Source organism: Micromonospora sp. NPDC005324, assembly GCF_040607155.1.
GTDB classification, from domain to species: domain Bacteria; phylum Actinomycetota; class Actinomycetes; order Mycobacteriales; family Micromonosporaceae; genus Micromonospora; species Micromonospora trifolii.
Genome location: NZ_JBEXGE010000074.1, coordinates 1 through 13,859 on the forward strand (window position 1 = coordinate 1; position 13,859 = coordinate 13,859).

At 70.0% G+C, this 13,859-nt stretch carries 11 protein-coding genes and 1 pseudogene; 8 read left to right on the forward strand and 4 right to left on the reverse strand.

Annotated features, from left to right (window positions below):
* Positions 1-125: 125 nt before the first annotated feature.
* Positions 126-545, forward strand: coding sequence for a protein-tyrosine phosphatase family protein (locus ABZS40_RS35400; RefSeq protein WP_354948953.1), 420 nt, complete (start codon positions 126-128; stop codon positions 543-545).
* An 85-nt stretch (positions 546-630) separates the two neighbouring features.
* Here ABZS40_RS35400 and ABZS40_RS35405 read toward each other — a convergent pair whose 3' ends face one another.
* Positions 631-2,913, reverse strand: coding sequence for an excinuclease ABC subunit UvrA (locus ABZS40_RS35405; protein WP_354948955.1), 2,283 nt, complete (start codon positions 2,911-2,913; stop codon positions 631-633).
* Positions 2,914-3,079: 166 nt separating this feature from the next.
* Between ABZS40_RS35405 and ABZS40_RS35410 the strand changes: the two genes are divergently transcribed.
* From ABZS40_RS35410 to ABZS40_RS35420, 3 genes are all read left to right on the forward strand, one after another.
* Positions 3,080-3,808 (forward strand): MerR family transcriptional regulator, encoded by a 729-nt coding sequence (locus tag ABZS40_RS35410; RefSeq protein WP_354948956.1) that lies wholly within the window; start codon positions 3,080-3,082, stop codon positions 3,806-3,808.
* A gap of 47 nt (positions 3,809-3,855) precedes the next feature.
* Positions 3,856-5,064 carry a D-alanyl-D-alanine carboxypeptidase gene (locus tag ABZS40_RS35415; RefSeq protein WP_354948958.1) on the forward strand — a complete coding sequence of 403 codons (1,209 nt, stop codon included), beginning with the start codon at positions 3,856-3,858 and terminating at the stop codon, positions 5,062-5,064.
* 70 nt (positions 5,065-5,134) lie between these two features.
* Positions 5,135-5,983, forward strand: coding sequence for a peptidylprolyl isomerase (locus ABZS40_RS35420; protein WP_354948960.1), 849 nt, complete (start codon positions 5,135-5,137; stop codon positions 5,981-5,983).
* Positions 5,984-6,100: 117 nt separating this feature from the next.
* On the opposite strand, the gene ABZS40_RS35425 is transcribed toward ABZS40_RS35420, so the two are convergent.
* Positions 6,101-7,138 (reverse strand): LacI family DNA-binding transcriptional regulator, encoded by a 1,038-nt coding sequence (locus ABZS40_RS35425; RefSeq protein ID WP_354948962.1) that lies wholly within the window; start codon positions 7,136-7,138, stop codon positions 6,101-6,103.
* Between the two features lie 239 nt (positions 7,139-7,377).
* Between ABZS40_RS35425 and ABZS40_RS35430 the strand changes: the two genes are divergently transcribed.
* The gene (locus tag ABZS40_RS35430) at positions 7,378-8,208 is read left to right on the forward strand and encodes a M15 family metallopeptidase (RefSeq protein WP_354948964.1); all 831 of its coding nucleotides are present in this window, start codon (positions 7,378-7,380) and stop codon (positions 8,206-8,208) included.
* A 3-nt stretch (positions 8,209-8,211) separates the two neighbouring features.
* On the opposite strand, the gene ABZS40_RS35435 is transcribed toward ABZS40_RS35430, so the two are convergent.
* The gene (locus ABZS40_RS35435) at positions 8,212-9,399 is read right to left on the reverse strand and encodes a spore photoproduct lyase family protein (protein WP_354948966.1); all 1,188 of its coding nucleotides are present in this window, start codon (positions 9,397-9,399) and stop codon (positions 8,212-8,214) included.
* A 157-nt stretch (positions 9,400-9,556) separates the two neighbouring features.
* Here ABZS40_RS35435 and ABZS40_RS35440 point away from each other — a divergent pair, with 157 nt between their 5' ends.
* A complete protein-coding gene (locus tag ABZS40_RS35440) occupies positions 9,557-10,864 on the forward strand; it encodes an RICIN domain-containing protein (protein ID WP_354948968.1) in 1,308 nt (435 codons plus the stop codon).
* 37 nt (positions 10,865-10,901) lie between these two features.
* Here the strand turns inward: ABZS40_RS35440 and ABZS40_RS35445 are convergent, their stop codons facing one another.
* Positions 10,902-11,867 (reverse strand): YafY family protein, encoded by a 966-nt coding sequence (locus tag ABZS40_RS35445; protein ID WP_354948970.1) that lies wholly within the window; start codon positions 11,865-11,867, stop codon positions 10,902-10,904.
* 559 nt (positions 11,868-12,426) lie between these two features.
* On the opposite strand from ABZS40_RS35445, the gene ABZS40_RS35450 reads away from it, so the two are divergent.
* Together ABZS40_RS35450 and ABZS40_RS35455 are read left to right on the forward strand one after the other, a co-directional pair.
* The gene (locus tag ABZS40_RS35450) at positions 12,427-13,314 is read left to right on the forward strand and encodes an LAGLIDADG family homing endonuclease (protein ID WP_354948972.1); all 888 of its coding nucleotides are present in this window, start codon (positions 12,427-12,429) and stop codon (positions 13,312-13,314) included.
* A gap of 275 nt (positions 13,315-13,589) precedes the next feature.
* Positions 13,590-13,775: pseudogene (locus ABZS40_RS35455) on the forward strand (RtcB family protein); the annotation flags it as partial.
* Positions 13,776-13,859: the final 84 nt, after the last annotated feature.

Here is a 13,859-nt window from a genome sequence, read left to right on the forward strand (position 1 = left end):
GGAGCCGCGTCGTGCCACTCGCCGAGAGGCGACCTGCACACCGACGCCAGCGCCGCCCCCGTCCTACCGGCCGGGGGCGGCGCTGTCTGTGCTCATCGATCAGAACGTATCGGCACAATGTCCGGGTGACTGACGCGCAGCCGTGGTCCGAGCAGTCGGGCGTACTCGTACTCCCCAGTGGGGCGATGGTGCGCGGACGCCGCGTCGCTGCCGCGACCTCGCCCGCCGACTTCGCCGTGCTGTTGGCCCCTGGTCCGGAGCCTGCCTGGCCGCACCGGCGGATCCGGTGGCCCGATTTCTGGGTACCGCTCGACGACGCCGAAGCCCTCGACGTCCTGGGGGAGGCGCTGCGACGGGCCACCGCCGGTGAACGTGTCGAGGTGGCCTGTCGGGGCGGCGTGGGTCGTACCGGAACGGCCCTGGCCGCGCTGGCGATCCTCGACGGTCTGCCGGTCGAGCGGGCCGTGCCGTTTGTTCGGGCCGGCTACCACCAGAAGGCGGTGGAGACACCCTGGCAGCGGCGCTGGCTGCGCCGCGTCTCCTGACCGCCGCCGGAGCGCCGGACCACCGCCCGTGCCGGCCGCCCGTGCCGTCGTGCGTGGCGCTCCGGCCGGACCCGGGGTAGCGGTGTCAGCTCTGGCCGACCACCGCCGGGTCGTTGACGTACTCGCGGAGGTGCTTGGCGGTCAGGGTGTCGCCGGTGGCGACCAACTCGGCCGGTGTGCCGGTGAAGACGATGCGGCCACCGTCGTGACCGGCGCCGGGGCCGAGGTCGATGAGCCAGTCGGCGTGTGCCATGACAGCCTGGTGGTGCTCGATGACGATCACCGTGTTTCCGGCGTCGACCATTCGGTCGAGCAGGGCCAACAGTTGGTCCACGTCGGCCAGGTGCAGGCCCGTGGTCGGCTCGTCCAGGACGTACGTGGTGGTCTTCTCGGCCAGGTGGATGGCGAGCTTGAGTCGTTGCCGTTCCCCGCCGGACAGGGTGGTCAGTGGCTGGCCGAGGCTGAGGTAGCCCAGCCCGACGTCGACCAGCCGACCGAGGATGACGTGCGGGAAGAAGGCGTGCGCCTCGGTGACCGACATGGCCAGCACCTCGCTGATGTTCTTGCCGCGCAGCGTGTACGTGAGCACCTCGTCGGTGAAGCGTCGCCCCTCGCACCGTTCGCAGACGCTCGCGACGCCGGCCATCATCGCCAGGTCGGTGTAGATGAGCCCGATCCCCTTGCAGGCCGGGCAGGCGCCCTCGGAGTTGGCGCTGAACAGCGCGGCCTTGACTCCGTTGGCCTTGGCGAAGGCGGTGCGGATCGGGTCGAGCAGTCCGCTGTAGGTGGCCGGGTTGCTGCGTCGTGAGCCACGGATCGGGGACTGGTCGACGATGACGACCCCGGACCGGCCGCGCAGCGACCCGTGGATCAGTGAGCTCTTGCCGGACCCGGCCACACCGGTGACCACGGTGAGGACCCCGAGCGGGATGTCCACGTCCACGTCGCGCAGGTTGTGCAGGTCGGCCTGGCGGATGGCGAGCTGCCCGCTGGGTCGGCGTACCGCCTCGCGCACTGTCACCCGGTGGTCCAGGTGCCGCCCGGTGAGCGTGTCGGAGCGGCGCAGGCCGGGGATGTCGCCGGTGAAGCAGATCCGACCACCGTCGGTGCCGGCGCCCGGTCCGAGGTCGACCACGTGGTCGGCGATGGAGATGGTCTCCGGTTTGTGTTCCACCACCAGCACGGTGTTGCCCTTGTCGCGCAGCCGCAGCAGCAGGTCGTTCATCCGGGCGATGTCGTGCGGGTGCAGGCCGACGGTGGGTTCGTCGAAGACGTACGTGACGTCGGAGAGGCTGGAGCCGAGGTGCCGGACCATCTTCACCCGTTGCGCCTCACCACCGGAGAGGGTCGCCGACTCACGGTCCAGGCTGAGATAGCCCAGACCGATCTCGACCAGGGAGTCCAGCAGGTCGCGAAGGTTGGCGACGAGTGGCGCGGCCCCCGGGTCGTCGACGGTGCGGACGAACGCGGCCAGGTCGCTGATCTGCATGGCCGAGCAGGCGGCGATGGTGTGCCCGGCGATCCGCGACGACAGCGCCGCCGCGTTGAGTCGGGTGCCGCCGCAGTCGCCGCAGCTGGTGAAGGTGACCGCCCGGTCGACGAAGGCGCGGATGTGCGGTTGCATCGACTCGCGGTCCTTGGCCAGGAGGAGCCGCTTGACCTTGACCGCCAGACCCTCGTACGTCCAGTTGTTGCTGCCCACCTTGATCTTGGTGGCCGGCTTGTGCAGGAAGTCCTCCCACTGCTGCGGGGTGAAGTCCTGGAGTTTGACGTCCGGGTCGAACAGGCCGGAGCCGACGATGGTCTGCCAGTACCAGGAGTCGACGGCGAAGTTGGGCACTGTGATCGCGCCGTCATTGAGGGAGCGCTCGACATCGACCAGCTCGTTGACGTCGAGGTCAGAGACTCGGCCCAGCCCTTCGCAGGTGGGGCACATGCCCTCGGGCAGGTTGAAGCTGAACGCTCCGGCGCCGCCGATGGACGGCTGGCCGAGGCGGCTGAAGAGGATCCGCAGCATGGCGTACGCGTCGGTGGCGGTGCCGACGGTGGAGCGGGAGTTGACCCCCATCCGTTCCTGGTCGACGACGATGGCCGCGCTGAGGTTGCGCAGCGAGTCGACGTCCGGCCGGCTGAGGTTCGGCATGAACGACTGGAGGAACGCGCTGTAGGTCTCGTTGATCATGCGCTGGGACTCGGCGGCGATGGTGCCGAAGACCAGCGACGACTTGCCCGACCCGGAGACGCCGGTGAAGACGGTCAGCCGGCGTTTGGGGATGTCGACCGAGACGTCGGCGAGGTTGTTCTCCCGCGCCCCGCGTACCTCGATCATGTCGTGGCTGTCGGCGGCGGACCATGCTGGCTGCGACATACGGACCCTTCACGGAATCGTGGCGGGACTTCGCCCCGCCGGGCACTGGCGGGTTCCATTGTCTCATTCATCCCCATGTAGACACTTTTGCCGAACTCGGAGCGCACACGGAAGCGCTACGTCCGGGAAAGTCTCAAATCACGTCGTAAGCGGTACGGTGGCTCGCGTGGACGTCGCCTCGAAGGATCGGCTGCGCGCCGTGGACCTGGCGGCCACCGTCGGGATCTCGGTGCAGCAGGTGCGCAACTACGTCGAGTTGGGGGTGCTGCCGCCGGTGCGCCGCACCGGCAGCGGCTACCGGATCTTCACCAGCGAGCACGCGCGGGCGCTGAGCGTGGCGCGGCGGTTGGCCGAGGGGCACGGCTGGAGCCGTACCCGGGAGATCATGGCGGCGGTGCACTCCGGTGACCTGCCGGCGGCCCTGGCGGCGCTCGACGGCGGCCATGCCGAGCTGGACCGGGAACGCGCCGAGATCCGCCGGGTGCTCGGCGCGTTCGAGACCGTGCTGGCCAGCCCACCGGCGGCCCGGCCCGCGCCACGCCACGGCGCCCGCATCGGCGAGGTCGCCGCACTGGTCGGGGTCCGGACCTCGCAGCTGCGGCTGTGGGAGGAGCGCGACCTGCTGCGGCCGGGCCGCACCCCGGGAACCAACTACCGGGTGTACGACGAGGCGGAGCTACGCGCGGCGCAGGTCATCGCGCTGCTGCGCCGGGGCGCGTACCCCTTCGAGATCATCGCCGCGGTGCTGGGCGAGCTGCGGACCACCGGCAGCGCTCAGCGGGTCCGCGCCGAGCTGGCCCGCCGCGAGCAGGAGCTGCACACCCGCAGCCTGCGCCGGCTGCGGGGCAGCGCCGCCCTGCACGACTACCTGCGCGGTCGCGGCGACGCGAGTTGACCGCCATCCCGTCCCGCCGGGCGATCCTCCTGACTAGGGTCGGGCACATGAGAGCTGCGCTGCTGGCGGCCACGACGTCCGCCGTCCTGCTCGCTCCCGTGCCGGTCGGTGCGACGGGAGCGTCCGCCGCGCCGACGGTGCGCTGCCCCCGGGTGCCGGCGCCAGCGGCGTCCCGCCCACCCCGGCCGTCGCCCCCGCCCGCCGTCGGTGAGCAACGGATGATCGGCGGCGCGGCGCTGGACATGGCCGGCCTGGTCGTGCCGGCCGGCGCCGCCGCGCCACCGAGGGTCACCGCCACGTCGTGGCTGGTCGCCGACCTGGACAGCGGCCAGGTGCTCGGCGGCTGCGGCCCGCACGAGTACGGCACACCGGCGAGCGTGCAGAAGCTGCTGCTGGCGGCCACCATGCTGCCCAGGCTCGACCCGAAGCAGACGGTCACCGTCACCGACGCGGACATGAACATCGAACCCGGCTCCTCGGCCGTGGGCCTGGTCGCGGGCGGCCGGTACACCATCGAGACCATCTGGCTCGGGTTGCTGCTCAACTCCGGCAACGAGGCAGCCAACGCGCTGGCCCGACTCGGCAGCGGCACGGACAGCGCCGCTGGCGTGCGCGCCATGAACGAGCAGGCGCACCACCTGGGCGCGCTCCAGACGCACGCGGTCACCCCGTCCGGGCTGGACGGCAAGGGGCAGTTCACCAGCGCGTACGACCTGGCGCTGATCGCCCGGGCCTGCTTCGCCGAGCCGACCTTCCGCCGGTACGCGCTGACCGAGCAGACGTCGATTCCGGTCCAGCGGGCGCAACGCACCAAGGGCTTCGAGATCCAGAACGAGAACCAGCTGATCTACCGGTACCCGGGGGCGCTCGGCGGCAAGACCGGCTTCACCGACCTGGCCCGGCACACCTACGTGGGGGCGGCGGAACGCGGCGGGCGGCGGCTGGTGGTGACCCTGCTGGGCGCCGAATCGACACCGGTACGCGGCTGGGAGCAGGGCGCGGCCCTCCTGGACTGGGGCTTCACGCTGCCCCGGGACGCCGCCGTGGGTCGACTGGTCGAGCCCGGCGAGCTGACCGCCACCCCGTCGGCGGCGCCGTCCGCGCTGGCGGCACCCGGCGCGCCCCGACCGGCCGCGGCCAGCGGGCCCGCGCGTACCGGCTCGGGGTGGCTCTGGTCGGTGACCGCCGTGAGCGGCGCGACGGTGGTGGCATTGTTGGGCGGCCTGCTCTGGCGGCGTCGCCGTCGGATGCCCTGACGGATCGACATCCGGCGCTGCCCTCCATAGACTCCGGTCTTTCTGGCACCACCAGTCCAGGAGGATCCCTGTGTCGAGTGAACTCGAACCGCGCCCCACGACGGCGGCACCCCGCCGGCCGGTGCGCGCCCTGACCCGCCTCGCGGGGGTGACAGTGCTCGCCGGGGCGCTGGTCGTCGGCTCGTCCGCCACCGCGCTCGCCGCGCCGGGCCCGTCGGTCGACGCGGTGCGCGTCTCCGCCGCGCCGCCCGCCGCTGTCGACACCGCCACCCGACCGCCGCGCACCACCCACGGCCCGTGCGCGTACACCGAGACCCCCGACGAGCCTGCGGCGCGGCCGGTGCCGCTGCCGCCCGACCCGCGACGCACCCCGACTCGGGGCAGCGTCCGGGTGACACTGGCGACCAACCACGGGCCGATCGGGTTGACACTGGACCGGGCCGCCGCGCCGTGCACAGTGCAGAGCTTCCTGCACCTGGTCAGCAAGAAGTTCTACGACCGCACCCCGTGCCACCGGCTCACCGCGTACCCGACGCTGAGCGTGTTGCAGTGCGGTGACCCGTCCGGCACCGGTGAGGGCGGCCCGGGCTACCGGTACCGCGACGAGTTGCCGACCGACCTGCCGCCCGCGCCCACCGACCCGACCGGGGACCGCCGGGTGTACGCCCGGGGCGTCCTGGCCATGGCCAACGCCGGGCCGGACACCAACGGCAGCCAGTTCTTCCTGGTCTACGCCAACTCCGCGCTGCGCCCCAACTACACGATCTTCGGCGAGGTCGACGGGGCCGGCCTGGCCACCCTGGACCGGATCGCCGCCGGGGGAGTGGCACCGACCGCCGAGGACCCGGCGCCGGTCGACGGCGCGCCCGCACTGCCGGTGACCATCCGCAAGGCCATCCGCTGGCACCACCACCACTGACCGTACGGCGCGGTGGGTGACAGTCTGTCGCTCACCGCGCCCGAGGGTCGGGTCCGGCCGGAACTTCCGGGAACGGACCGGAACTGGTCCAACCGGTTTCCGACGCAGTTCCGGCCGTCACGCCGACGCGGGCGACCCGGTCGGCGGGGCGGCGGTGCTGTCCCGAACGACCAATTCGGTGGCGAGTTCCACCCGGGGCGAGTCGATGCCCTCGCCCTGGGCCAGGCGCAGCACGGTCCGGGCCGCCAACCGTCCCATCTCGACCAACGGTTGGCGCACTGTGGTCAGCGGCGGTGAGGCCCAGCGGGCTTCCGGCAGGTCGTCGAAACCGACAACGCTCACGTCGTCCGGGACGCGTAGCCCGCGGCGTCGGATGGCCTCGTAGACGCCGAAGGCCATCTGGTCGCTGGAGGCGAAGATGCCGGTCGGCGGGTCGGCGAGGTCGAGAAGCGCGGTCCCGCCGGCGAACCCGGAGGCGTGGTAGAAGTCGCCCGGGTAGATCAGCTTGTCGTCCACCGGCACCCCGGCGGCCTCCAGCCCGGCCCGGTAACCGTCGAGCCGGGCCCGGCTGCACAGCAGGTGCGTCGGCCCGGCCACGAAACCGATGCGCCGGTGCCCGATCGCGAGCAGGTGTTCGGTGGCGGCGAGCCCGCCGGCCCAGTTGGTGGCGCCGATCGTCGGCACGTCCATGGCCGGCACCCCGGCCGGGTCGACGACCACCACCGGCACGTTGAGGCGACGCAGCTGCGCGTGCAGCGGCGGGCTCAGGTGCGAGGTCACGAAGATGACGCCGTCGGTGGCCCGGGCGCGCAGGTTCTGCAACCACTGCCGGGCCGCGGTGGGCTGCCGGTGGATGGCCGAGACCACGGTGCCGACGCCCGCGCCGTGCCCGACATCCTCCACGCCCCGGATGATCTCCACGGCCCACGGGCTGTCCAGGTCGTTGAAGACCAGGTCGACGAGACCGGCGCGGCGAACGCTGCGGCTGGTGCGGCGCCGATAGCCGTGGTGGCGCAACAGCTCCTCGACCCGCTCCCGGGTGTCCGGGGCCACATCGGAGCGTCCGTTGAGCACCCGTGACACGGTCGGCACCGACACCCCGGCCTCCCGTGCGATCGCGGTGATGGTCACCCTGCGTCCGTCGTCCGCGCCCACCCGCGTCTCCTTCACCGAGCCGGAGGAACGACCACCAGGCGTCGCCCACCGTGTGTCCCGGAACGGCGTGCCCGTCCCACGCGCCATCTTGCCCCACCGACGGGGGTTGACGACATGCCAGGTCGACCGAAGCTTCGCTGGAGTTGCAGAAAAGTTTCGGAGTTTTTCCGGTTACTCTCGGCCGGTGGACCACTTGGATCCTGGGATGGCGGCCCCGGTTGGGCTGATAGACAGGAATCGTGCGCTACCGCCTGGCCGTCGTGTTCGCGCTCGCCGCGCTGCTCGGCGGCTGCTCACGGCCGGAGCCCCGCCCCGCGCCGGCCGCGCCGCAGCCGACGTCGGTGCCGTCCACGCCCACGCCCACGCCGGTCGAGCGGTTGCCGGGGTTCGTGGTGCTGACCGACCTCGACCCGCGCATCCACGCCGACATCCGCTACGCCACGCCGCACAACTTCGTCGGCCGGCCGATCACCGGCTACCGCGAGCCGCTGTGCCTGCTCACCCGGCAGGCGGCCGAGGCGTTGCGCCGCGTACAGGACGCCGCGCTGACCGGTGGACACAGCCTGAAGGTGTACGACTGCTACCGCCCGCAACCGGCGGTGGACGACTTCGTCGCCTGGTCGAAGCGCCCCGACGAGCAGCAGACCAAGGCCGAGTTCTACCCGGACCTGGCCAAGAACCGTCTCTTCGCCGACGGTTACATCGGCGCGCCCACCGCGCACAGTCGTGGCAGCACCCTGGACCTGACACTTGTCGGCGAGCCCGCCGCCAGCCAACCTCCGTACCGGGTCGGGCAACCGCTGGTCGCCTGCACCGCGCAGCGCGGGCAGCGCTTCGCGGACAACAGCATCGACATGGGTACGGGCTTCGACTGTTTCGACCCGCGGGCGCACACCGCCGACCCCCGCGTCACCGGGACGGCGCGGGACAACCGTCGTTTGTTGCAGCGGCTGATGACCGACGCCGGGTTCGTCAACTACGACCGTGAGTGGTGGCACTACAGCCTGCGCGACGAGCCGTACCCGGACACGTTCTTCGCCGCCCCGGTCGCCCGCTCCTCGGTCGGCTGACCGTCAGGTCCAGTAGAGGATTCGGCAGGCTGGCACGCGGGCGGTGAGTTCGGCGGTGAACCAGTCGCGCAGCTCGGCCATCTGCTCGCGGGGGTAGACGTACTTCACCGCGCCGAACTTGCCGTGCTTGCGGGTGCGGGACTCCTCGTCCATCTCCAGCCGGGTGCGCGGGTACCAGCCGAGCAGCACCTCCTTGCTGCCCGGCGTGAAGCGGTGGGTGATCAGCTCGGCGGTCAGGTCCAGGTCCGGCACCCCGTCGACAGCCGAGCGGACCTGGTCGAGCAGCTCGCCGTAGTGCTCCCGCCAGTCGGGCAGCGCGATGATCGGCGCGATGGTGAGCCCGACCGGGTAGCCGTCGAGGGCGAGCCGGCGCAGCGCTGCCAGCCGGTCCGGCACCCGGGCGGTGCCGCCCTCGAACCGTTCGCTTACCGGGGCGCAGTTGACACTGAAGCGGACCCGGGTCCGGCCGGCGTGCGGCAGCCCCACGAACGTCTCCACATCGGCGTACTTGGTGGTCCAGCGCAGTTGCACGGGGGCGTCCCAGTCGGCGAAGTGCCGCACCGCCCGCCGCCAACTGCCGGTCAGGTGCTCCAGGGCGAGCGGGTCGGTGTAACAGGACGCCTCGAAGGTGGTGCCCTCGTCGGCGCGGCGCGCGTTTCGGCTGGTCACCGTTCCACGCCCGGCGTACGCGGCCAGCCCGGCGAGGATGTCGTCGAGGTCCGCGTACACCCGGGTCACCGGTGGGCCGGACAGGGATCCGGCGAGGTAGCAGTACTGACAGTGCGCCGGGCAGCCCTCGGCCAGGTCGACCCGCCAGTCCGCGCTGGGCGCGATGGGTTGCAGGACGCGCCGCGAGGGTGGGCTCACCACGATCGCCATCGTCGACTTGGCCCGGGCGTAGGTCTCCCGGTCGCTCTGCCCGCGTACCCCGGTGAGTCGGTTGGCGCGCAGGTGTTCCACCTCGAGGCCGAGCGCCCGAACCCGCTCGACGATCCGTTGGCCGTGCGGGTGGTCGAGCGCGGCGGGGGTGGCCACCACCCGGCTCGGCGTCCAGCGGCGCGCCGGGCGGGTGGGCGGGGCGAGGCCGGCCAGGTCGCGGGTCGGCACCCGTTCGCCGCTGGCGTCGTGCGGCGCGGCGGGCACATCCACTGCGAGCGGCTGGTCGACGTCGACGGCGTCCGGGCTGGTCATCCGGCCGGGGTACCCGTTGCCGCAGGAATCCCACCCGATCGGGCGATCGGCGATTGACGCGATCAGGTCAGAGGAATAACCTTTCGTCTATCTGTAAACCTTGTGAACAGATGCACATCGACGCGGCGGCGCGCGTCCCGACCGAAGGGACGATCAGGTGATCGCAGAACTTCCCTCCCGTACCAGACGAATCCTGTCGTTGTTCGTCGCCCTGGTCGTCGCGTTGACCGCCGGTCTCGCGGTCAACGCCTCTCGCAGCGCGCAGGCCGCGCCGACGTTCAAGGTCCTGGCCTTCTACAACGGCACCTGGGACGCCGCGCACATCGACTTCGTCAAGGACGCCCGGGCCTGGTTCCCGCAGGCCGCCGCCCAGCACGGCTTCTCCTGGGAGGCCACCAACAACTGGGGTCTGCTGAACACCGCCAACCTGGCCCAGTACAAGGTCGTCATGTTCCTGGACGACGCGCCGCCCGCCGCGCAGCGGGGCGCGTTCCAGCAGTACATGCAGAACGGCGGGGCGTGGCTGGGCTTCCACGTCAGCGCGTTCACCACCAACCCGTCGAGCTGGAGCTGGTACTACAACACCTTCCTCGGCACCGGCTCGTTCCAGACGAACACCTGGGGACCCACCCGGGTCACGATGCGCGCCGACAACCGCACCCACGCCGCCACCCGGAACCTCCCGGCGACCTTCCCGTCGTCGATCAGTGAGTGGTACTCCTGGAGCAACGACCTGCGGCAGAACCCCAACATCGACATCCTCGCCTCGGTCGACCCGTCCAGCTTCCCGGTCGGCACGGACCCCAACCAGTCCTGGTACGGCGGCTACTACCCGCTCGTCTGGAGCAACCGGCAGTACAAGATGCTCTACGCCAACTTCGGCCACAACGCGATGAACTACAGCACCAACACCGGGCTGTCCTCCACCTTCGACAGCGCGCAGCAGAACCAGCTGCTGATCGACGGGCTGCACTGGCTGGCCGGCGTCGGCACCGTCCCGCCGACCACACCCCCGCCGTCCGACGGCATCTCGCCGACCGCCTGGCACACGGTGGTCAACCGGGGCAACGGCAAGTGCGTGGACGCGCGGGCCGCGGCCAGCGCGAACGGCACGGCCATCCAGCAGTACGCGTGCAACAGCAGCACCGCGCAGCAGTACCAGTTCGTGCCGACCAGCGGCGGGTACCTGCGGGTCAACAACCGCAACAACAGCGCCCAGGTGATCGACGTGACGGACCGGTCGACCGCCGACTCGGCACGCATCCAGCTCTGGTCCTACAGCGGCGGCAACAACCAGCAGTGGCGGGCCGAGCCCGAGGGTGGCGGCTACTACCGACTGGTCAACCGCAACAGTGGCAAGTGTCTCGATGTGCCGGGAGCATCCACGGCAGACAGCGTCCAGCTCATCCAGTACACCTGCAACGGCACCGCGGCGCAGTCCTTCCGGCTGGTGCCGCAGTCATAACTCCACTGCCACCTCCGCGCCGGGGTGAACCCGCGACTCACCCCGGCGCGGGGCCGGCGGCGCGAGCGAATCGGGCGGCGACGCCCCGGACGACGGTGCGCAGCTCCGGTGGGTCGAGCACGTCGAAGTCGACAGCCAGTGTGCCGAGGAAGGCGGCCAGGTTGCCCAGCGACTCCCCGCCGGTGTGCAGCAGGCAGGTTCGCTCGTCGATCGCCTCCAGCAGACCGGCGGTGGTGGGAACCCGTTGCGCCATCGTCTCGGCCGAGGCGTGCAGGCGTACCCGGGCGGGGTGTGGCCAGGCCTTGGAGCCGACGCCGCGCAGCACGTGCGCTACCGCGTCGCCACCCGGCGGCTCCCGCGACGCGAAGCGCGGGCCGGTCGGCACCCGGGGTTGGATCCGGTCGGCGCGGAAGGTCCGCCAGTCGGCCCGGCCGGTGTCCCATCCCAGCAGGTACCACCGCCGCCCGGTGTAGACCAGACGGTACGGCTCGACGTCGCGCACGCTGACCGTGCCGTCATGGCCGGCGTAGTCGAACCGCAGCCGCTCCCGACGGTGCGCGGCCGTGGAGACGGCGGTCAGTGTGTCGGCGTCCACGGTCGGGCCACCGCCGGCGGCGGAGACCGTCGCCGAGCGGAGGGCGTCCACCCGGTGCCGCAGTCGTGACGGCAACGACTGCTCCAGCTTGGCCAACGCCCGCAGCGAGGTCTCCTCGATGCCGGTCACCGAGCCGCCAGCCGCCGCCCGCAGCCCGACGGCCACCGCCACGGCCTCGTCGTCGTCGAGCAGCAGCGGTGGCAGCGCCGACCCGGCACCGAGCCGGTAGCCACCGGCGACCCCCGGGTGTGACTCGATCTGGTAGCCCAGCACCCGCAGCCGCTCCGCATCCGTGCGGACCGTGCGGGTGGTGACCGCGAGCCGTTCGGCCAGCTCGGCGCCGGACCACTCCCGGCGCACCTGTAGGAGAGTCAGCAGCCGCAGCAGGCGCACGGAGGTCTCCACCATGCCCGCGAGTCTGCCAGGTAACGAGGAAGTGCACATTCCGCAATCACGTCGAAGCGCGACGTGGCACAGATGGCCAGGCAGGCGAACGATCATGGAGTTTCGTCCGGCGGTCGGTGGCTGCTGCCAAACTCGTAAGACGTAGGGGCTAATCGCTTGCGGACGTCCCCGACGTGGCCGGTAGCGGCAGCCGTCGGATCGCGCGGTACCAGGCAGACCGGGCATTCTCCATTCGATCATTCATCCGAGAGTTTTGCGTTAAATGACTGCGATCTCCGCTTGTCTTAACGCCTGCGCCGCGGCAGAATCTGATTGTGACCAGGCGACTTGACAGCACCCAGTGGCCGAGCATCTCTTCATTGCGAGATGCGTCTTGAATGAAGTAATCGGTAATCGACTTCCATGCACGTCTCTTGCTGGTGACGCCAAAGTCATCACAAGGTCGTCCTGTGCGCCGATTCGAAGCCTTGCAGGAGGAAGGAGTGTCATTCTTTCCTCCGAGGGTCGATGGCTGGATGTACAGGTTGTCTTTTCAGGTCAACGACGGATCTATGAAGTCAGGGTGGGTCGCTACGGCGAGGAAAAGATCATACGGGCAGCCGCAGAGCATCGATGGCTGCTGCGACCGAAAGTGGCGCATCGAAGAGTTGACACAACTACGATCGGCCTCAGGGTAGGCGACCGTTTAGCGTACGCGTTTCGTCGTCCTTTGCAAGGAGTGGTACCTTCGCGCACCGGAATTGCGCGCGGGTTCGTCTTCGGAGATGGGTCGATCTCGGGTGGCGCCCTTGCTCATGCGATGTTCTATGGAGAGAAAGACGAAGCTCTCCTTCGATATTTCGATAACACTGAACGTTTACGTACCTACTACTATCAGTATCTTCCTGATCTGCTCGTGCGAAAACGTCATATCCCCTCCCATGAGGTTACCGAGCGGCTTTTGGTGAGGGGCGAGGTGAAGCCATATCGACGGTTGGGAGGACTCCCCCGAGAATGGAAGCGAGAGTATCCTGCGCTCGACGGTAATACCGAAGCGATCTTCGGTTGGCTTGCCGGTTACTTTGCTGCTGATGGTGATGTTGGAACTTCGGGCCGTCCGTCGATCTGGTCAGCAAGTCGGATGAACCTGGAGTTTTTCAAGGAGGCATGTTCGGCAGTTGGCGTCTGGACTCTGCCTATCAGGGGACGGATTCGCCGGGGTTTCGGAAAAGTTGATGCACAGATGTTTGTGATGGGAATCTCCCGGGCGGACCTCAATGCCGACTTCTTCTTGCTAAACAAGCATCGAGAACGCTGGGCTGCCAACCGGAACGCCGTCGAGCGGCGGGGATGGACTGTCCGTGGAGTTCACGATACCGCAATCGTTGAGAACGTCTTCGGCATCTCCATAGCGGAAAACTCACCGCTCACTTTGGAAGGCAACATTCTCACCGGCGGCTGCGCTTCGTGAGAAGGTGCCTTGGCGGAGGGGGCGGCGCTATCGGTTAGGGGACGGCCTATAACTGGGTGGAGGCGTTGCCCGACATCGGGCCGGTTGCAAGCTGGCGAGGATGACGTTGCGGAGGCTGGCGATGTCGGAAGCGGCATCGAACAATGTGTGGGCGGCGCGGCGGTTTTCACGAGGTTCTTGAAGCACGTCATCCTGGTCGGGCATGTTTGACCGCTGCTCGGACGGCTCTGTATTGGACGTTGAGGGCTTGCTTCCAGGCTGGGAGGTCGGTGCCTGCGAAGCGGACCTTCAGCACGGAGGACCTGGCCGCGCAGACCGCCGGGGTGGAGTGCCGCAAGGACGCCGGGGTGGTCGACGAGATCCCCGGCGCGTACAAGGACATCACCGAGGTCATGGCCCAGCAGGAGGATCTGGTCGAGGTGGTCGCACACCTCAAGCAGGTGGTCTGCGTGAAGGGCTGACGTGCCGTGCGGGCCGGGAGTGCCCGTGCCAGCCGACGTCTCCGCCCTGGCCATCCGGGCCCAGTCCCGGGTCTCCGTGGCCCG

What these genes read in the sequence shown, in the direction of transcription:
- ABZS40_RS35445 (WP_354948970.1), bottom strand. Translation starts at nt 11,867, where the DNA reads ATGGTGGAGACCTCCGTGCGCCTGCTGCGGCTGCTGACTCTCCTACAG.
- ABZS40_RS35415 (WP_354948958.1), top strand. Translation starts at nt 3,856, where the DNA reads ATGAGAGCTGCGCTGCTGGCGGCCACGACGTCCGCCGTCCTGCTCGCT.
- ABZS40_RS35435 (WP_354948966.1), bottom strand. Translation starts at nt 9,399, where the DNA reads ATGACCAGCCCGGACGCCGTCGACGTCGACCAGCCGCTCGCAGTGGAT.
- ABZS40_RS35405 (WP_354948955.1), bottom strand. Translation starts at nt 2,913, where the DNA reads ATGTCGCAGCCAGCATGGTCCGCCGCCGACAGCCACGACATGATCGAG.